The 18,978-nt window shown below is 72.9% G+C and carries 16 protein-coding genes and 1 tRNA gene; 10 read left to right on the top strand and 7 right to left on the bottom strand.

From position 1 onward, the window contains the following. Window positions 1–206: 206 nt before the first annotated feature. Together ACIQVL_RS23505 and ACIQVL_RS23500 are read left to right on the top strand one after the other, a co-directional pair. Window positions 207–1,190 carry an aldo/keto reductase gene (locus ACIQVL_RS23505; protein WP_403429299.1) on the top strand — a complete coding sequence of 328 codons (984 nt, stop codon included), beginning with the start codon at window positions 207–209 and terminating at the stop codon, window positions 1,188–1,190. Next, the gene (locus tag ACIQVL_RS23500; RefSeq protein WP_403476272.1) at window positions 1,187–3,469 is read left to right on the top strand and encodes a helix-hairpin-helix domain-containing protein; all 2,283 of its coding nucleotides are present in this window, start codon (window positions 1,187–1,189) and stop codon (window positions 3,467–3,469) included. The genes ACIQVL_RS23505 and ACIQVL_RS23500 overlap by 4 nt, the downstream gene beginning before the upstream one ends. A 109-nt stretch (window positions 3,470–3,578) precedes the next feature. Here ACIQVL_RS23500 and ACIQVL_RS23495 read toward each other — a convergent pair whose 3' ends face one another. Continuing rightward, window positions 3,579–4,280 (bottom strand): hypothetical protein, encoded by a 702-nt coding sequence (locus ACIQVL_RS23495; RefSeq protein WP_403429296.1) that lies wholly within the window; start codon window positions 4,278–4,280, stop codon window positions 3,579–3,581. A 47-nt stretch (window positions 4,281–4,327) separates the two neighbouring features. Between ACIQVL_RS23495 and ACIQVL_RS23490 the strand changes: the two genes are divergently transcribed. After that, window positions 4,328–4,516 carry a DUF5703 family protein gene (locus tag ACIQVL_RS23490; RefSeq protein WP_046732800.1) on the top strand — a complete coding sequence of 63 codons (189 nt, stop codon included), beginning with the start codon at window positions 4,328–4,330 and terminating at the stop codon, window positions 4,514–4,516. An 85-nt stretch (window positions 4,517–4,601) separates the two neighbouring features. Here the strand turns inward: ACIQVL_RS23490 and ACIQVL_RS23485 are convergent, their stop codons facing one another. The 3 genes from ACIQVL_RS23485 to ACIQVL_RS23475 all read right to left on the bottom strand — a co-directional run bounded on the left by ACIQVL_RS23485 (window position 4,602) and on the right by ACIQVL_RS23475 (window position 7,541). Next, window positions 4,602–5,663, bottom strand: a complete 1,062-nt coding sequence (locus ACIQVL_RS23485; RefSeq protein ID WP_403476271.1) for a chaplin family protein — start codon at window positions 5,661–5,663, stop codon at window positions 4,602–4,604. A 139-nt stretch (window positions 5,664–5,802) separates the two neighbouring features. Continuing rightward, a complete protein-coding gene (gene chpH / locus ACIQVL_RS23480; RefSeq protein WP_362594298.1) occupies window positions 5,803–6,036 on the bottom strand; it encodes a chaplin ChpH in 234 nt (77 codons plus the stop codon). Window positions 6,037–6,215: 179 nt separating this feature from the next. After that, complete coding sequence (locus ACIQVL_RS23475) at window positions 6,216–7,541, bottom strand: M20/M25/M40 family metallo-hydrolase (RefSeq protein WP_403429294.1); 1,326 nt, start codon at window positions 7,539–7,541, stop codon at window positions 6,216–6,218. Between the two features lie 211 nt (window positions 7,542–7,752). Here ACIQVL_RS23475 and ACIQVL_RS23470 point away from each other — a divergent pair. Then, a tRNA-Leu gene (locus ACIQVL_RS23470) sits at window positions 7,753–7,840 on the top strand. A gap of 103 nt (window positions 7,841–7,943) precedes the next feature. On the opposite strand, the gene ACIQVL_RS23465 is transcribed toward ACIQVL_RS23470, so the two are convergent. Together ACIQVL_RS23465 and ACIQVL_RS23460 are read right to left on the bottom strand one after the other, a co-directional pair. Then, on the bottom strand, window positions 7,944–8,180 hold the full coding sequence (locus ACIQVL_RS23465) for a DUF397 domain-containing protein (protein ID WP_403429293.1): 237 nt from the start codon (window positions 8,178–8,180) through the stop codon (window positions 7,944–7,946). 3 nt (window positions 8,181–8,183) lie between these two features. Beyond that, complete coding sequence (locus tag ACIQVL_RS23460; protein ID WP_351501568.1) at window positions 8,184–9,050, bottom strand: helix-turn-helix transcriptional regulator; 867 nt, start codon at window positions 9,048–9,050, stop codon at window positions 8,184–8,186. 242 nt (window positions 9,051–9,292) lie between these two features. On the opposite strand from ACIQVL_RS23460, the gene ACIQVL_RS23455 reads away from it, so the two are divergent. From ACIQVL_RS23455 to ACIQVL_RS23440, 4 genes are all read left to right on the top strand, one after another. Further along, window positions 9,293–9,736: an ATP-binding protein gene (locus tag ACIQVL_RS23455; protein ID WP_403429290.1), complete on the top strand. Its 444-nt coding sequence runs from the start codon at window positions 9,293–9,295 to the stop codon at window positions 9,734–9,736. 359 nt (window positions 9,737–10,095) lie between these two features. Further along, the gene (locus ACIQVL_RS23450; protein ID WP_403476270.1) at window positions 10,096–13,962 is read left to right on the top strand and encodes a Pls/PosA family non-ribosomal peptide synthetase; all 3,867 of its coding nucleotides are present in this window, start codon (window positions 10,096–10,098) and stop codon (window positions 13,960–13,962) included. Between the two features lie 80 nt (window positions 13,963–14,042). Further along, the gene (locus ACIQVL_RS23445) at window positions 14,043–15,416 is read left to right on the top strand and encodes a M1 family metallopeptidase (protein ID WP_403429287.1); all 1,374 of its coding nucleotides are present in this window, start codon (window positions 14,043–14,045) and stop codon (window positions 15,414–15,416) included. A 12-nt stretch (window positions 15,417–15,428) separates the two neighbouring features. After that, on the top strand, window positions 15,429–15,830 hold the full coding sequence (locus ACIQVL_RS23440; protein WP_403429285.1) for a YchJ family protein: 402 nt from the start codon (window positions 15,429–15,431) through the stop codon (window positions 15,828–15,830). Window positions 15,831–15,843: 13 nt separating this feature from the next. Here ACIQVL_RS23440 and ACIQVL_RS23435 read toward each other — a convergent pair whose 3' ends face one another. Next, window positions 15,844–16,545: a FadR/GntR family transcriptional regulator gene (locus ACIQVL_RS23435; RefSeq protein WP_403429284.1), complete on the bottom strand. Its 702-nt coding sequence runs from the start codon at window positions 16,543–16,545 to the stop codon at window positions 15,844–15,846. Between the two features lie 151 nt (window positions 16,546–16,696). On the opposite strand from ACIQVL_RS23435, the gene ACIQVL_RS23430 reads away from it, so the two are divergent. Further along, window positions 16,697–17,218, top strand: coding sequence for a gluconokinase (locus tag ACIQVL_RS23430; protein WP_403429282.1), 522 nt, complete (start codon window positions 16,697–16,699; stop codon window positions 17,216–17,218). Window positions 17,219–17,258: 40 nt separating this feature from the next. Next, the gene (locus ACIQVL_RS23425; protein WP_403476269.1) at window positions 17,259–18,656 is read left to right on the top strand and encodes a gluconate:H+ symporter; all 1,398 of its coding nucleotides are present in this window, start codon (window positions 17,259–17,261) and stop codon (window positions 18,654–18,656) included. Window positions 18,657–18,978 lie beyond the last annotated feature (322 nt).

Raw genomic sequence — 18,978 nt, 5'->3', positions numbered from 1 at the left:
CGGAGGTTTTCTGCACGGGGGGATCGGTGCGTGTTCGACTGCGGGCGGGTGGGGGCTGGTCGCGCCCGCGCGGCGGAGCCGCATATCGATTCAGCCCCGCGCCCCTGGGGGGTCGGTTCCCGCCTCCTCCAAGGCGCCGCTGCCTTGTGAAATCGGTTATCCACAGGCAACCCAACGCACCAGCTCTGGCCAGTAATCTCGCGGGCATGGAGCAGAGGCATCTCGGCCGTACCGGCCTGCGTGTGTCCAGAATCGGGCTCGGCACCCTCACCTGGGGCCGGGACGTCGACGAGCACGACGCCGCGGACATGCTGAAGGCGTTCTGGGAGGCCGGCGGGACCCTCGTCGACACCGCGGACGTGTACGGCGACGGTGAGGCCGAGTACCTGCTCGGGCAGCTCATAGAAGGGCTGGTGCCGCGCCGGGACCTGGTCATCTCGACGAAGGCGGGCAGCGTCCCCGACCCCGACCGGCGTTTCAACGGCTCGCGCGGCCACCTGCTCGCCGCGCTGGACGCCTCCCTGGCCCGCCTCGGCACCGACCACGTCGACGTCTGGCACGTGCACGCCTACGACCCGGACACCCCGCTGGAGGAGACCCTGCAGGCCCTCGACCTGGCGGTGAGCAGTGGTCGCGCCCGGTACGCCGGGGTCTCCAACTTCTGCGGCTGGCAGCTGGCGAAGGCGGCCACCTGGCAGCTCGCGGCGCCGGGCAACCGCACCCGGCTGGCCAGCACCCAGCTGGAGTACTCGCTGCTGCAGCGGGGCATCGAGCGCGAGGTGCTGCCCGCCGCCCTCGACCTGGGCATCGGCCTGCTGCCGTCCTCCCCGCTCGGCCGGGGCGTGCTGACCGCGAAGTACCGGCACTCCACTCCCCCGGACTCGCGGGGCGCCTCCGATCATCTGGCGCCGTTCGTCGAGCCCTACCTCGACGACACCGCGACCCGGATCGTGGACGCGGTGCAGACGGCGGCGGACGGGCTCGCGGTCACCCCTCTCCAGGTGGCGCTCGCGTGGGTGCGGGACCGGCCGGGCGTGGCCGCGCCGATCGTCGGCGCGCGCAACGCGCAGCAGCTCGCGGGGGCGTTGTCAGTGGAGGCGCTTACGCTTCCTGACGAGATCTGCCGGGCGCTCGACGACGTGTCGGCGCCCGTGCACCGCTATCCCGATCACGACTGGAGCACGCTGTGAGCACGGAGCCGGGGCTGGGCGCCAAGCCCGAGGCCGACGAGGGCACGACGGCCGGGGGGACGACGGAGACCGGCCACCTCACCGACAGAGCGAACGGCGGCGGCAGCGGCAGGGCCGAAGACGGGGCCGAAACCGACGGGGCGGACGGCCACGAAGGTGCCGAGTCCGTCTCCGGGGCGGCGACGGACGGTGACCCGGCGGAAGGCCGGGCCCGGTCCGGGGGCGACGTGGGCGGCCCGGGGAGCGGCGAGGGCACCGCGGCCGAAGGCGCGGCCCAGGAGTCCGAGGCCGCCACCCGGGAGTCCGAGGCCGCGGCCGAACTGGCCGCTCAGCGGGTCGAGCGGGAGCGGATCGAGCGGCGGAAGGCGGAGAAGTCGGCGCCGATCGACAGCGGGGCCAAGCTCAGCGGCAAGGCGGCCGACCTGCTCGCGGCGGTCCGGGCCGTGGAGAGCGGAGCGAAGCCGGCGGCCGGCGTGTTCACCGCTGCGGAGCCGTCCCCGCGCCCGGTGGCCCCAGCGCCCGAGCCGGTCCGGCGGCCCCAGCCCGCGCCGGCCGCCGCCGTGCCCGCCGTGCCCGCCGCGGAGACGGTCGGGGCGGTCCGACGGGTCCTGACCGACGGCGGTGCGCCCGAGTCGCTCGCGCCCGAGGTCGCCGCCGCTCTCGGCGTGGGCGCGGAGAGGCTGCTGCGGGAGGACCCCTGGCAGCTGCTCCGGGTCACCGGAGTGCGGCCGGACCAGGCAGACGGGTTCGCGCGGGCGCTGCTGGGCGCGGAGTGCGGTCCGGACGACGAGCGGCGCGGCCGGGCGGTGACCGGCTGGCTTCTGGAGCAGGCGGCCGGGGCCGGGCACACCGCGCTGGAGATGCCGGCGCTCACCGCCGCGCTGGCCCGGGGCGCGGTGCCCGACCCGGAGGCGGCCGTGCAGGACGCGCTCGCGGAGGGCGAGGCGCTGGTCTTCCGGGACCCGCTGGACCCGGGCGCCCCGGAGCCCGAGGACGACGAGGAGGAGCGGCCGGTCCGGATCCTGGTCGCCCTTGAGCGGTACGCGCTGGCCGAGGAGAGCCTCGCCGACGGGCTGGCCCGGCTGGTCAACTCCCTGGCCAAGGACGCCCCGGACCCCTGGGAGGCGGCCGCGGCGGCGGCCTCCGGGGGCGCGGCGGAGCTGGCGCGGGCGGTCGCCGGGCACGGCCTGGTGCTGCACACGGGCGGCGAGGCAGCCCGCGCCGAACCCGCGGCCCTGCTCAGCGCCGCCCGCGCGGCCGGGCTGCGCGCCTTCGCGACCACCCATGCCCCTGACGGCAGCCGGCGCCTGGCGGGCGCCGAGGGAGCCGTGGGCACCGTCGCCGACCTGCTCGCCGGCGCCGCGGGGCCCGGCCGGGACGCGGACGGCGCCCTGGCCCTCGACCTGCTGATCGTGCTGGACGCGCCCCAGCTGGACGTGGAGGGCGCGGCGATGCTCGTGGAGGCGCTGCCCGACGGCGCCCGGCTGGTGCTGAGCGGGGATCCGGCGGCGTTGTGGTCCGCGGGCCCCGGGCGGGTCTTCGCCGACCTGCTGGCCGCCCGGGTGTGCCCGCAGATCGCCTCCCGCACGCCCGACCCCGGCCCGCTCGGCGAACTGGTCTCCGGGATCGGCGTGGGCGAGCTCACCCAGGTCGAGGCGCCCGGCAAGGAGGTGGTGATCGTGCCGGTGCGGGACGCGGGCGAGGCGGTGCACCGTGCGGTGCAGCTGGTCGCCGATTCCGTGCCGCGCGCGATCGGCGTCCCCGCCGAGCAGACCGTGGTGATCACCCCGGGCCACGGCGGAGCGGCCGGCACCCGCGCCCTCAACGCCGCCCTCAAGGAACGGCTCAATCCGGGCCCCGGCCGCTTCGGCGGCTTCGACCCCGGTGACCGCATCGCCTACTCCCCCGTGCCGGGCCGTACGGTGCCGGGCCAGGTGGTGACGGCCGACACCGACGGGCTGCACCTGTCGTGCGCGGGGGCGCCCGTGGTCGTGCCGAAGGAGCGGGTGGAGCAGTCCGTCCGCCACGGCTGGGCGCTGACCGCCCACCAGGCGGTGGGCAGCCGCTGGGCGGCGGCGGTCGTGGTGCTGCCGGGGGACGCGGTCCAGTCCCTCAGCCGCCCCTGGGTGTACACGGCGTTCAGCCGGGCGGAGCGCCACCTGTCGGTGGTCCACGGCGTGGAACAGGCCCTGCCGAAGGCGGTGGCCGAGACCCTGCCGAAGCCGCGGACGACCCGCCTTCCGCTGTTGCTGAAGACACAGGTTCCCGCGGCGGACTGACCGGTTCCGCACCGGTTCCGCTCCCGCGGCGAGGGCGATGGGCCGTGACGGCGCCGGGCGGCGGTGCCCGTCCGGCCTCGACCGCCGGAAGGCACCGCCGCCCGGCGGATCAGCGCTCCGCGTCCAGCGGCTCCAGATCCTCGTCCTCGTCCAGGTCGAGGTCGTCCAGTTCGTCGGTCCGCGCGGTGTCGTCGCCGTCCTCGTCGTCGAAGACCGCGCTGACGTCGAAGCGGCACACCACCCGCTGCGGGTCGACCCCCTCGAAGGGCACCTCAAGCCACTCGCCGGGCTCGGCCGGCTCGTCCGCCGCGGTCACCCAGAGCGTGGAGTCGCCCTCCTCCAGACCGAACTCCTTGTGCCGGGAGGCGATCTCGTCCGGCTCGAACTCGCCGAACAGGACGCCCAGCGCCCCGTGGATCGTGCCCGCCGCGTCCCCGTCCACGCCGGGACCGTCGTCGTACTCCGCCGCCTCCACCCGCTGGGCCTGTGCCAGCAGCCGCTGTGGTTCCGCCACGGCGTAGTCGCGGCGGATCAGCACGCTGATCGCGTTCGGTTCCTCGGGGCCCGCGTACGGCGGGAGCGAGTCGTCCGTACCGGGGATCTCGAAGGGTGTGACTTCGTCGTAACGGTCGTACAGGAGCTCGTCGTAGACCTCGGCGGCCGCGGCCAGCTGGTTGAACGCCTCGTAGACAGCCGGGTCGTCCTCCCCCGACCTGCGTTCGACCGCGGCCAGATGGCGGTCGAGCGCGGTCTTGACCGCCTCGGCGGCGGCGCGTACCTCGGCAGCGGTGGGCTGCGCAGCATCAGACATAGTGCAGACGCTATCCGTACCGGGCACCAGCCCGCACAATAGATGCGATGCCGGAATACGAATTTGTCGACGTGTACGTACCTCGCGGGGTGTCCCGCAAGGAGGCCACACGTCTGCTGACGGACCATGCCGAGTACGGACACTGGGAGTTGGACCGACTGAGCCTGATGCGCGACGGCAGCCGCAGGGTGCGGTTGCGCCGGCGGATCATCCGCCAGGTGCGTGCCACATGGTGAGACTGGCCGACTGACGGAAAGGGCCCCGCGTCGACGGGGCCCGCTCCGTTCCACGCACCGCTGCCGGTGCGTCACCGTCCGTGCGCTACGCCGCGGCGCGCGCCCTGCGGTAGAGCACCGCGCCCGCGAGCAGCGCGCCCGCGCCCGCCGGGAGCGTGAGCCCGAGCGAGAGGTCACTGCCGGTGTGCGCGAGTTGCGCGGCGGCGACGGGCTGGCTCACCGAGGCGCCGCCGCCCAGCGGGGCGACGTGGCTGGAGCCGTGGGTACCGGTCGGCACGGTGTTGTTGCCGGGGTGAGCGGGGGGCGTTCCCGGGTGTCCCGGCTGGCCCGGAGTGCCGGGGTGTCCCGGCCGGCCCGGCTGGCCCGGAGTGCCGGGGTGTCCCGGCTGGCCCGGAGTACCGGGGTTCCCCGGCTGGCCCGGCTGGCCCGGAGTGCCGGGGTGTCCCGGCTGGCCCGGAGTACCGGGGTTCCCCGGCGTCCCGGGCGGGTTGCTCCCGTCTCCCCCGTGTCCGGGGGGCGTGCCGTGGCCCCCATGCCCTCCGTGACCCCCGTGGCCTCCGTGTCCAGGCGGCTGCGCGGGGTGACCGCCACCCGGATGTCCGGGGGTTCCGGGGTGGCCGGGATGTCCGGGGTGGCCGGGGTGGCCCGTGTGTCCGGAACCCCCGTCGTTGGCGCACTCGTTGCCCACCGCGGCGTTGCCGACGCCGATGATGTCGACGCTGTTGCCGCAGACGTTGACCGGGACGTCGATCGGCGCCTGCACGGTGTTGCCCGAACCGACGCCGGGCGAGCCCGCGGTGTGGCCGCCGGCGTGCGAGCCGCCGTGGCCGCCGTGGCTGCTGTGGCCGCCGTGATCGCCGTACCCTCCGGTGTCGCCGTAGCCCGTCGAAGCGCCGCCCCCGCCGCCGGGGTTGGCGCACTTGTTCCCCATCGACGGGTTGAGGGCGCCGACGACGTTCACGGTGTTGCCGCAGACGTTCACCGGCACGTGTACCGGCGCCTGCACCGTGTTGCCGGAGAGCACACCGGGTGAGTCGGTGGCGGAGCCGACGGCTCCGGAGTCGGCGTGGGCGTAACCGCCCGCCGCGGCGATCACGCCGGTCGCCGCGGCCACTGTCATAAGGCCCTTGCGGGTACCTTGTCGCATTTTCTGAATTCCCCCCTGCCTCGGTTCCTGACCTTGCATTCACCGCTGGGAAAACCCTGCGGGAAAACCGGCCGGCCCCGGAGCGCATGGCGCGCGCTCCGGGGCCGGCGGAAAGACGACGCCCCTCAGGGAGTCGGCGTCACTTGTTGATGCAGGTGTTGCCGAAGGCGGGGTTCAGCAGCCCGATCACGGAGATCGTGTTGCCGCAGACGTTCACCGGGACGTGCACGGGAACCTGGATCACGTTGCCGGAGATGACACCCGGGGAACCCACGGCAGCACCCTGGGCACCCGAGTCGGCAGCGGCCAGGCCCGCGCCCGCGAGAACCAGACCACCAGTGGCAACCGCAGCAGCGACGACCTTCTTGAGCATTATTCCTCCTTGTTGGCAATGCGATTCCAAGTAGCGGATCGCATGAGATGTAACGAGGAGGGAGTAATGGAGCTACGAGCTTATCGTCGCATTCACTCTTTTCAGTCGACCTCGTACAGCCGCCCGATTACCTGAAGCCAGGGCTTCACGACGCGTACGGCTTCACGACGCGTACGGCTTCACGAAGCGTCGATGAAGCGGTCGAGGACGCGCACGCCGAACTGCAGCCCGTCCACCGGCACCCGCTCGTCCACGCCGTGGAACATGCCCGCGAAGTCCAGCTCCGGCGGCAGCTTGAGCGGCGCGAAGCCGAAGCCGCGGATGCCGAGGTCGTCGAAGGACTTGGCGTCGGTGCCGCCGGAGAGCATGTAGGGGATGGCCTTGGCGGTCGGGTCCTCGGCGAGCAGCGAGGACTGCATGGCCTCCACCAGGGCCCCGTCGAAGCTGGTCTCCAGCGCCTTGTCGGAGTGCACGTCCGCACGGACCACGTTCGGGCCGAGGATCCGGTCGAGGTCGGCGAGGAACTCCTCCTCGTGTCCGGGCAGGAAGCGGCCGTCCACGTGCGCGGTGGCCTCGCCGGGGATGACGTTGACCTTGTAGCCGGCGTTCAGCTGGGTCGGGTTGGCGGTGTTGCTGAGGGTCGCGCCGATCAGCTTGGCGATGCCACCGAGCCGGGCCAGCGTCGACTCCATGTCCTCGGGGTCCAGCTCGGTGCCGAGCGCGTCGCCCAGCTCGTCGAGGAAGGCCCGGGTGGTCTTGGTGACCCGGACCGGGAACCTGTGCCGCCCGAGCCGGGCCACGGCCTCGGAGAGTTCGGTGATCGCGTTGTCGCGGTGGATCATCGAGCCGTGCCCGGCGGTGCCGGCCACCTTCAGCTTCATCCAGTGCATGCCCTTCTCGGCCGTCTGGATGAGGTAGAGCCGGCGCTGCTCGTTCACCGTGAAGGAGAACCCGCCGACCTCGCTGATCGCCTCGGTGACGCCCTCGAAGAGGTCCGGGTGGTTGTCGACCAGGTGCCGGGCGCCCCAGGTGCCGCCGGCCTCCTCGTCGGCCAGGAAGGCCAGCACGATGTCGCGGGGCGGTTTGCGGCCGCTGCGCAGCCGGTCCCGCACGACCGCCAGGGTCATCGCGTCCATGTCCTTCATGTCGACGGCGCCCCGCCCCCACACGCACCCGTCCGCGACCTCGCCGGAGAACGGGTGGTGGGTCCAGTCGTCGGCGTTGGCCGGTACGACGTCGAGGTGACCGTGGATGAGGAGAGCGGGCCTGGACGGGTCCGCGCCCTCGATGCGGGCCACCGTCGAGGCGCGGCCCGGGTGGGACTCGAAGATCTTCGGCTCCAGGCCGACCTCGGCGAGCTTCTCGGCGACCCACTCGGCGGCCTTGCGCTCGCCGGGACCGGAGTGGTCGCCGTAGTTGCTGGTGTCGAACCGGATCAGCTCGCGGCAGAGGTCCACGACCTCGTCCTCGCCGGTGACGCCCCTGGCCGTGTCCGTCTCGCTCACGCTGCTTCCTTCCGCTGTCACTGCCGCCCGGTCCCCGCCATCCTCTCTCCCTTCCCGCTCCGGGCCCAAGGCCGGTCCCGGCCCGTCACACGCCGTTCACGCCCGCAGGCACGGGAACAGGGTGTGATCGACCGCCCCCGAAAGCCTGGTAGTGTTTCCTCCGTCGCCGCGAGGGGAGCCCGCACGGAAGCCTTCGCACGACAGACACCTTGTCCGGGTGGCGGAATGGCAGACGCGCTAGCTTGAGGTGCTAGTGCCCTTTATCGGGCGTGGGGGTTCAAGTCCCCCCTCGGACACCATGAAGGAATCACGAAGAAACCCCTGCTGAGCAGGGGTTTCTTGGTTTTTGGAGCGGTTTCGGGGCAGAGCGCGGGCGGCCACCTCGCGGTGGACGCCGCTGTCTCAGCCGAGGCCGTCCAGGCCGCCTATTCGGCCGTCACGGAGGGCGACGGCGGAGGCGAACGCACGGAGCGTGGCGCGGTCCAGCAGGAGCGCGGGCCCGTCGGGCCGCTTGCTGTCGCGGACGGCGACCGTCGCCTCGTCGACGATCCCGCATTCCACGCAGTCGGACTGTGATGCGGACGCCGAGGACTTCCACCAGGTCACCGGCAGAGTCGACGCGTCGTCAACGTGCTTCATTCGCTATTCGTTCTTCCTTATCTGGGTGATCAGTTCCACCGACGCCTCGACGGACTCGGCGGCAGACGTGAGGCGTTGCCACGCGGCCCGGTGCGTGGAGACCCGATCACGTTCCTCGATGTACAGGGCGGAGGTCAGCCCTTCCTGGTGGACGACGTCCAGGTCCGTGTGCGGACCGAAGCCCAGGATGCTGAAGGTGCCGGTGAGCCCGGCGTGCAGGGGAGCGTCCGATCTCAACACCTGGATGTTGATGTTCGGGCGCCGCCCCATCGTAAGCAGGCGCCCCAACTGCTCGTACATCAGGGCGGGATCCTCGGTGGTGGAGCGCAGGGCCTGTTCGGAGATGATCGCCCAGAGCGCCAGCGGGTCGCTGTCCCGGGTGAGGACGGCCTGGCGTGCCAGCCGTACCTCGACGAGCGCGTCGACCCGTGCCTCGACCGCCTCGGACATGGCGGTCGCCCGGATGATCTCGCGGGCGTACTCGGCGGTCTGGAGCAGTCCGGGGACCATGCCCAGCTGCCAGGTGGAGACCGTCTCGGCCTCCGCCTCCAGGCTGATCAGGTCCTCGTACACCGGGGTGAGGACACCCCGGTACGAGTGCCACCAGCCGCGTCGGCCGCCCTCCTTGGTGAGCGTGATCAGGGCCGCGCGCAGTTCGTCGCTGACGTCGCGGCCCAGTTCGCCGTAGAGGTGGAGCAGCGCCTGGATGTCCGCCGCCTTGGGGGCGGTCTTGCCGGTCTCCATCCGGGACAGCTTGGAGGAGACGAACGCGCCCTCGGAGTGCTCGGCGACCTCGTCGAGGGTGAGTTCGCCGCGCAGTTCGCGCAACTTCGCACCGAGCCGTCGCCGGCGCACCGTGGGCGTGCTCACGGATTCCCCCTTCTCTCCGGTGAACTGCCCGACAGTCTGCCCGTGCCGCCCCGACCCCCGCCACCGACTGACGACTTGTGCCGCAAGTCTCTCAAGGCGATGCGCAATATTTCACATCTCGTGGGACGTATTGCGATCGACTGTGTCGTGAAGGCACCATGAATCCGGGAAATACGACAGTGACCGCACTCGCATGGCGAACCACTGTGCCTGCGTTGGGACATGCCCGTGAGGGGATGCACATGATCGAACGCCAGCGGAGCACCACGACCGAACCCCGCCCCCTGCAAGTCGCCCCGCCGCCGGTCCTGTTACTGGCCAGCGAGCCTCAGTCGGCCAAAGCCGCCCGGCTGTTCGTGAGCGACTTCATCGCGCACCACACCCCCGACGCCTCCCGCGACCACATCGACGCGGTCGCCCTGGTCACCTGCGAGCTGGTCACCAACTCCCTGCGCTACGAGACCGACCCGGACGACCCGGTCCGGCTCGTCATCGACACCGACGGCTCCCGGACCCGGGTCGAGGTGCACGACCCGCTGGGCCGCCATCCCCGGCTGCGGCCCATCTCGGTCGAACGGGACCGGGGGCGCGGTCTGCTGATCCTCGACGCGCTCTGCTCGGGCCGCTGGGGTGTGGGCAACCTGCCCTGGGGCAAGTCCATCTGGGCCGAGGTCAGCGCCGCGTGACGTCCGGCGCCCTGTGACGTTTCCTCCACCCCCACGGCGACGGCCGGTCCGCGGCGATCCCTCCCCCCTCTTCGCCGCCGGGCCGGCCGTTGTCGTACCGGCCGCCGGACACATGGAGTTGGCCCGCCTCACGCTGTGTGGCCCATCTCTCGCCGGGTAGGGAGAATCCCTGGTCAGAGGTCGCTTAAGATTCAAGGGACTGCTCCGAACGGCTGCTTTCAAGTGGCCGCGAGATGAACGGGAGCCTAGCGTCGTACTAATATTTCCGGCTTGTCACCTAGCCGGAGCCGGACAACCCCAGGCAGACCTGCGGGCCCGCCGGCACCCCGGAGGTTCCGGGAACGAGACGCGAGGACCGGATGGCAGCGATTGACGAGAGCAGTGCTCTCGGCCTGCTCGACGAAGAGATCCGCGAGGAGTTCGGGGACACGGCACGCTTCTCGGCCGGGGCGGCGGCGTCGCCGCGCACCCTGGTGGACGTGTTCGAAGCAACGGTACGGGCCCACCCCGATGAGCCCGCGCTGGACGACGGCACCACCCAGCTGACCTACCGCGGGCTGGCCATGGAGGTGGCGCGGCTGCGGCGGCGGCTCACCGAGGCCGGCATCGGGCTCGGGGACCGCGTCGGCGTGCGGGTGCCGTCCGGAACCAACGATCTGTATGTCGCCATTCTCGGCGTGCTCGCGGCCGGCGCCGCCTATGTCCCGGTCGACGCCGAGGACCCGGACGAGCGCGCCGCACTGGTGTTCGGCGAGGCGGAGGTGGCGGCCGTCCTCGGCGAGGGGCTGCACATCGACGTACGCCGGGAGACCCGGCAGCCCGCCGGGCGTCCCGGCGCCGAGCACGACGCCTGGATCATCTTCACCTCCGGGTCCACCGGCAAGCCCAAGGGCGTCGCCGTCACCCACCGCAGCGCCGCCGCCTTCGTGGACGCCGAGGCCGCGCTGTTCCTGGCCGAGGAGCCGATCGGCCCCGGCGACCGGGTGATGGCGGGCCTCTCGGTGGCCTTCGACGCCTCCTGCGAGGAGATGTGGCTCGCGTGGCGCTACGGCGCCTGCCTGGTGCCCGTGCCGCGCTCCCAGGTCCGCTCCGGCGCCGACCTCGGCCCCTGGCTGGTCGAGCAGGAGATCACCGTCGTCTCGACCGTGCCCACCCTGGCCGCCCTCTGGGAGCCCGAGACCCTCAACGACGTCCGCCTCCTCATCTTCGGCGGCGAGGCCTGCCCGCCCGAGCTGGCCCAGCGCCTGGTCACCGAGGGCCGCGAGGTCTGGAACACCTACGGCCCCACCGAGGCCACCGTCGTCGCCTGTGCCGCCCTGATGACCGGCGACGAGCCGATCCGCATCGGGCTGCCGCTGAACGGCTGGGAGCTCGCCGTCGTGGACGACGCGGGCGTGCCCGTGTCCCTGGGCGAGAGCGGCCAGCTGGTCATCGGCGGGGTCGGCCTCGCCCGCTACCTGGACGCCGAGAAGGACGCGGAGAAGTACGCGCCGCTGGAGTCGCTGGGCTGGGAGCGGGCGTACCGCAGCGGTGACCTGGTGCGCGCCGACCGCGAGGGGCTGGTCTTCCTCGGGCGTGCCGACGAGCAGATCAAGCTCGGCGGGCGCCGGATCGAGCTCGGCGAGGTCGACGCGGCCCTGCAGGCGCTCCCCGGCGTCGCGGGCGCGGCGGCTGCCGTGCGGACCGCGCGCAGCGGCAACCAGCTCCTGGTCGGCTATGTCGTCACCCAGGACGGCTGGGACCACGCGACCGCCGTCGAGAAGCTGCGCGCCGAGCTGCCCGCGGCCCTGGTGCCGCTGCTTGCGCCGGTCGCCGAGCTGCCCACCCGTACCTCCGGCAAGGTCGACCGCAACGCCCTGCCCTGGCCCCTGGAGGGCCTGGAGACGGCCGGCAAGTCCGAGCAGCTGTACGGCACCGAGGCCTGGGTCGCCGAGCAGTGGACCGAGGTCCTCGGCATCCCGGTGTCCAGCGCCTTCGACGACTTCTTCGCGATCGGCGGCGGCAGCCTGTCCGCCGCCCAGCTCACCACCCGGCTGCGCACCCGCTACCCGAGCGCGGCCGTCCTCGACATCTACCAGCAGCCGGTGCTGCGCAAGCTGGCCCGCCGGCTGGAGGAGTCGGTGCAGGACGACGGTGCCGAGCGCACCATCGCGCCGGTGCCGCGCGGCGCCCAGCTGGTGCAGCTGCTGCTCCTGCTCCCCCTGTTCACCCTCCTCGGGCTGCGCTGGACGGTGCTCCTCGCCGCGCTCGGCAACGTCCTCGGCGGCTACGGCTGGCTGCCCACCGCACCCTGGTGGCTGGTCGGCCTCGGGGCCCTGGCCCTGTACACCCCGCCCGGCCGGATCGCGATCGCGGCCGGCGGCGCGCGGCTCCTGCTGCGGGACGTGAAGCCCGGCACGTACCAGCGCGGCGGCTCCGTCCACCTGCGGCTGTGGGCGGCGGAGCGGCTGGCCGAGTTCGCCGGGGCGACGACGCTGACCGGGTCCTGGCTGGAGCGGTACGCGCGGGCGCTCGGCGCCAAGATCGGCCCCGAGGTGGACCTGCACTCGCTGCCGCCGGTCACCGGCCTGCTCAGGGTCGGGCGCGGCGCGGCCGTGGAGTCCGAGGTGGACCTGTCCGGCTCCTGGCTGGACGGCGACCGGCTGGTGATCGGCCAGGTCCGGATCGGCGCCCACGCGGTCGTCGGGACGCGCAGCATGCTCTTCCCGGGCGCCCGCGTCGGCAAGCGTGCCGAGGTGGCCCCCGGCTCCGCGGTCACCGGGCAGATCCCGACCGGCCAGCGCTGGGCCGGCGCCCCGGCGGTCAAGCTGGGCAAGGCCAAGCGGAACTGGCCCAAGCACCGGCCGCAGCGCGGCACGTACTGGCGGGTGATGTACGGCCTGACCGGGCTCGGGCTCAGCGCGCTTCCGGTGCTGTCCGGTGCCGCGGCGCTGCTGGTCGCCGGGCGTTTCGTGGCCCCCGGCGACGGCCTGGCCGAGGCCCTGCGGGGTGCGGCGGTCGCGCTGGTCCCGGCCACGCTGGCCTTCGGGCTGGCGTACGCGCTGCTGATCCTGGTCTCCGTGCGGCTGCTGAGCCTGGGACTGCGGACCGGCACCTACCCGACGCACAGCAGGATCGGCTGGCAGGCGTGGACGGTGTCCCAGCTGATGGACCGCTCCCGCGAGACGCTGTTCCCGCTGTACGCGGGGCTGGTCACGCCGGTGTGGCTGCGGCTGCTCGGGATGCGGATCGGGCGCGGGGCCGAGGTGTCGACCGTGCTCGCGCTGCCGAGCCTGACGACGGTCGGCGAGGGCGCGTTCCTGGCCGACGACACGCTGACCGCGCCGTACGAGCTCGGTGGCGGGTATGTGCGGATAGGGCGTGCGGAGATCGGGCGGCGGGCGTTCCTCGGGAACTCCGGGATGACCGCGCCGGGCCGCAGTGTGCCGGACGGCGGGCTGGTGGGTGTGCTGTCGGCGACGCCGAAGAAGGCCAAGAAGGGCACGTCGTATCTGGGGCTGCCGCCGGTGAAGCTGCCGCGCAGCGCGGCCGACGGCGACCAGAGCCGGACCTACGAGCCGCCGGCCCGGCTGCTGTGGGCGCGGGCGCTGGTGGAGGCGTGCCGGATCGTGCCGGTGCTTTGCTCGGTGGCGCTGGCGGGGCTGACGGTGGCCGCGCTGTGCGCGCTGGGTGCCTGGGCGCCGCTGCTGTCGGGGCTGGTGCTGCTCGGCGCCGGGGCGGCCGCGGGCCTGGTCTCGGTGCTGGCCAAGTGGGCGCTGGTCGGGCGGCACCGCAGCGGGGAGCATCCGCTGTGGAGCTCGTTCGTGTGGCGCAACGAGCTGGCGGACACGTTCGTCGAGGTGCTGGCGGTGCCGTGGCTGGCCGGCTCGGTCCCGGGTACTCCCGTGCTGACGGCCTGGCTGCGCGGCCTCGGCGCCCGCATCGGCAAGGGCGTCTGGGTGGAGAGCTACTGGCTGCCGGAGACGGATCTGGTCACACTGGAGGACGCGGCCACCGTGAACCGCGGCTGTGTCCTGCAGACTCACCTCTTCCACGACCGGATCTTGCGGACGGATACTGTGGTTCTCCGTGAGGGCGCCACCCTGGGCCCTGGCGGGATCGTGCTGCCCGGCAGCACGATCGGGGCCCGCACCACCCTGGGTCCCGCGTCGCTCGTCATGGCGGCGGAGTCGGTTCCCGACGACACCCGCTGGCTCGGCAACCCGATCGAGGCATGGCGTCCCTGAGCGCGGGCCGTCCGGTGGTGGCCGCGGGCATCGGTGCACCGAGGGACGGTTCGAGCACAGCGCAGGGAGCGAACGCGGAAGTGGCAGTGCAGCAGTCAGCGGGTCCGGACCCGTACTTCCCGGACAACGGCGATTCCCGGTACCGGGTGCATCGCTATGAGCTCACGCTGGACTACCGGCCAGGCCCCAACCGCCTGGCCGGCATGGCCCGGATCAACGCGATCGTGGGCCGTGCCGCGCTGCCCGAGTTCCAGCTGAACCTGGCCGACTTCAAGATCGGCCGGATCCGGGTGGACGGCCGCCAGCCGCACTGGACGCACCGCGGCGGCCGGCTGCGGGTCAAGCCCGCGAAGCCGCTGCGGGCCGGGGCCGCCTTCACCGTGGAGATCCACTGGTCGGGCAACCCGAAGCCGGTGAACAGCCCCTGGGGCGGGATCGGCTGGGAGGAGCTGACGGACGGCGCGCTGGTGGCCAGCCAGCCGGTCGGCGCCCCCTCCTGGTTCCCGTGCAACGACCGGCCCGCCGACAAGGCGTCGTACCTGCTCTCGGTCACCTGCCCGTCGGCGTACTCGGTGGTGGCCGGCGGCAGGCTGCTCACGCGTACCACGAAGGCGTCCACGACGACCTGGGTGTACGAGCAGGCGGCGCCGACGTCGAGCTACCTGGTGAGCCTCGCGATCGGGAAGTTCCAGACGGTGCTGCTCGGCGATCCGGGCTTCGGCGGGATCCCGATGCACGGCCACATACCGGCGCAGCTGCTCCCGGAGTTCTCCCGGGACTTCGCGCGGCAGCCCGCCATGATGGACCTGTTCCAGCGGCTGTTCGGGCCGTACCCCTTCGACGAGTACGCCGTGGTCGTCGCCGACGAGGAGTTCGATGTCCCCGTCGAGGCCCAGGGGTTGTCGCTGTTCGGCGCCAACCACGTGGACGGGGCGCGGGGTTCGGAGCGGCTGGTCGCGCACGAGCTGGCGCACCAGTGGTTCGGCAACAGCGTGTCCATCGCGGACTGGCGGCACATCTGGCTGAACGAGGGGCTCGCCAAGTACGCGGAGTGGCTGTGGTCGGAGCGGTCCGGCGGCCGTAGCGCGCAGCAACTGGCCGCCGTCGCGCACCGGATGCTCGCCGGGCTGCCGCAGGACATCCGGATCGCCGCCCCGGGCAGGAAGGCGATGTTCGACGACCGGCTCTACGAGCGGGGCGGGGTCACGATCCACGCGGTCCGCTGCGCGCTCGGCGACGAGCGGTTCTTCCACATGCTGCGGGCGTGGGCGGGGCTGCACCGGGGCGGGTCGGTGACGACGGCGATGTTCACGGCCCACGTCAACCGGTTCGCGGACGAGCCGCTGGACGGCCTCCTGGACGCCTGGGTGCACCGCACGGCGCTGCCCGCGCTCCCCACCCTGGCCCTCCCGGCCCGCCCGGCCCAGCCGCCCACCAACGCCGAGTCGGCGTAGGGGGGCGGGCCCGTGGCACCGAAGCGACCCCGGCAGCAGCCCGCCGCCGCCTGCCCGTGCGGTCTCCCGGAGACGTACGAGAACTGCTGCGGCCGGTTCCACCGCGGCGAGGCGGCGGCGCCCACCGCGGAGGCGCTGATGCGCTCGCGCTACAGCGCGTTCGTCAGGCGCGACGAGCCGTACCTGCTGCGCACCTGGCATCCCCGGACCCGCCCGGCCCGGCTCGGCCTGGACCCCGGGATGCGGTGGACGGGACTGGAGATCCTGGCGACGACCGACGGCTCGGCCTTCCACACCACCGGCACGGTGACCTTCCGCGCCTCGTTCCGGGACGGCTCGCTGCTGGAGCGCAGCCGGTTCGAGCGGGTCGAGGGGGCCTGGATGTATCTGGACGGGGAGTTCCCGGAGCAGTAGGGCCGCGGCAGCGCTACGGCGCGAGGATGTCCAGTTCCTGGAGGGCGCCCGCCGTGATCTCGCGGGTCAGCCGTTCCGCGCGCGGGGCGTCGCCCTCGCGGACCGCCTCCGCGAGCTGGACGTGCAGGGTGACGGCGGCCGGGTCGGGGTCCTCGAACATGACCTCGTGCTCGGTCCGGCCCGCGAGGACCTCGGCGACGACGTCGCCGAGCCGGGCGAACATCTCGTTGCCCGACGCCACCAGGATCACCCGGTGGAAGGCCACGTCGTGGAAGAGGTACTCCGCCAGCCTGTGGCCGCGCGAGTGGGCCACCATGCCGAGGGCGCACTCGGTGAGCTCGGCGCACTGCTCGGCCGTGGCGTGCCGCGCCGCCAGACCGGCCGCCACCGGCTCGACCGCCGAGCGCAGCACGGTGAGCGAGCGCAGCTGGTGCGGGCGGTCGGCGCCGGCCAGGCGCCAGCGGATGACCTGCGGGTCGTAGACGTTCCACTCGGGCTTGGGGCGGACGGTGACGCCCACCCGGCGGCGGGACTCGACCAGGTGCATGGATTCGAGGACCCGGACCGCCTCGCGCATCACGGAGCGTGAGACCTCGAAGTGCTGGGCCAGTTCGTCGGTGCGCAGGACGCTGCCCGGCGGGTACTCGCCCGCGGTGATGGCGGGGCCCAGGGCGTCCAGTACTCGGCCGTGCAGGCCCCGGCCCGGTGTGCTCATGCACTCAGCGTACCGAGTGGATCACCGAGCCAAAAAGTCAGACTTATACGTCACACACTCTTGAATTCGTCGTACCTAATGCGTTTCAGTGAGGCCGACACCGGATGTCGTACGCCGGTGCCGCTCGTCGAGGAAGGACAGCGAGGCAGTGATGCGGACCCCTCACGTCGTCGTGGTGATGGGCGTCGCCGGCACGGGCAAGACCACGATCGGTCCCCTGCTCGCCGCCCGGCTCGGCGTCCCGTACGCCGAGGGCGACGACTTCCACCCGCCGGCCAACATCGCCAAGATGTCGGCCGGTCACCCGCTCGACGACGCCGACCGGTGGCCGTGGCTGGACGCCATCGGCGCCTGGGCGCACGGCCGGTCCGGGCTCGGCGGGGTGGTCAGCAGCTCCGCGCTGAAGCGGTCGTACCGCGACCGGCTGCGGGCCGCGGCCCCCGGCATCGTGTTCCTGCACCTGTCCGGCGACCGGCGGCTCATCGAGGACCGGATGTCGCACCGGCAGGGCCACTTCATGCCGACCGCGCTGCTGGACTCCCAGTTCGCCACGCTCCAGCCGCTGGAGCCGGACGAGGCCGGTGTCGCCGTGGAGGTCTCGGGCACCCCCGAGGAGATCACGGCACGGGCGGTGCGCGCGCTCGACGCGCTGCCCGACCTCACCCCGCAGTAACTCCCCCTACTCCCCGCCCCCGTCACTGCAAGGAATCCCCGTGACCAGACTCAGCGTCGAGATGCTGGCAGCGGACACCGTCGCGCCCATCACCTCGGCCGGACACGCCCGGCTCGGTATCGCCGCCCTGCTGGGCTTCGCCGTCATCGTCCTGCTCATCACCAAGTTCAAGCTCCATGCCTTCCTGGCTTTGACCATCGGCTCGCTCGCGCTCGGCGCGTTCGCCGGGGCGCCGCTCGACAAGGTCATCACCAGCTTCACCACCGGGCTCGGCGCCACCGTCGCCGGCGTGGGTGTCCTGATCGCGCTCGGGGCGATCCTGGGCAAGCTGCTGGCCGACTCCGGCGGCGCCGACCAGATCGTCGACACGATCCTCGCCAGGGCCGGCGGCCGGGCGATGCCCTGGGCGATGGTGCTGATCGCCTCCGTGGTCGGGCTGCCGCTGTTCTTCGAGGTCGGCATCGTGCTGCTGATCCCGGTGGTGCTGATGGTCGCCAGGCGCGGCCACTACTCCCTGATGCGCATCGGCATCCCGGCGCTCGCCGGGCTGTCCGTGATGCACGGCCTGGTGCCCCCGCACCCCGGCCCGCTGGTCGCGATCGACGCGGTCCACGCGAACCTGGGGGTCACCCTGGCCCTCGGCGTCCTGGTCGCGATCCCGACCGTGATCATCGCCGGCCCGCTGTTCTCGAAGGTCGCCGCCCGCTGGGTGGACGTGCAGGCCCCCGACCGGATGCTCCCGCAGCGCCCGTCCGAGGAACTGGAGAACCGCCCCGGCTTCGGCGCCACCCTCGCCACCGTCCTGCTGCCGGTCGCCCTGATGCTGTCCAAGGCGCTGGTGGACATCGTCGTCGACGACCCGGCGGACACCGTCCAGCGCGTCTTCGACGTCGTCGGCTCGCCGCTGGTCGCACTGCTCGCGGCCGTGCTCGTCGGCATGTTCACGCTGGGCCGGCCGGCCGGGTTCTCCCGGGAGCGGCTCTCGCAGACCGTCGAGAAGGGGCTCATGCCCATCGCGGGCATCCTCCTCATCGTCGGCGCGGGCGGCGGCTTCAAGCAGACGCTGATCGACTGCGGTGCCGGCCAGATGATCCTGGAGATCTCCAAGGACTGGTCGATCCCGGCGCTGCTGCTGGCCTGGCTGATCGCCGTCGCGATCCGCCTCGCGACCGGCTCCGCGACGGTCGCCACGGTCTCCGCGGCAGGCCTGGTGGCCCCTCTGGCGGCCGACATGTCGACCGCCCACACCGCCCTCCTCGTCCTGGCCATCGGCGCGGGTTCGCTGTTCTTCAGCCATGTCAACGACGCCGGGTTCTGGCTGGTGAAGGAGTACTTCGGCCTGTCCGTCGGCCAGACCCTCAAGACCTGGTCGGTCATGGAGACGATCATCTCGGTGGTCGCGGGCGGCCTGGTGCTGCTGCTGTCCTTGGTGATCTAGGAGCGGTACGGGACCGGAGTCCGGTGGTACGCCTCACTCGGCGCCGCCGGACTCCGCCGCCTCGCCTGGTCGCCGTCGCGGCGGGATGCGGAGAGCGGCGCACTGAACGGCCTTCACGACTCCCTGCGCCGCAACGGCGGAGTCCGGAAGTGCGGCCAGTGAGGCACCGCCGGACTCCACCGCCTCCGCCTGGTCGCCGTCGCGGCGGGATGCGGAGAGCGGCGCGCTGAACGGCCTTCACGACTCCCTGCGCCGCAACGGCGGAGTCCGGAAGTGCGGCCAGTGAGGCACCGCCGGACTCCACCGCCTCCGCCTGGTCGCC

The organism is Streptomyces sp. NPDC090499 (genome assembly GCF_044769305.1).
Taxonomy (GTDB): Bacteria; Actinomycetota; Actinomycetes; order Streptomycetales; family Streptomycetaceae; genus Streptomyces.
The sequence above is the reverse complement of the archived record's forward strand: the minus strand, read 5'-3'. Positions and strand labels throughout refer to the sequence as shown.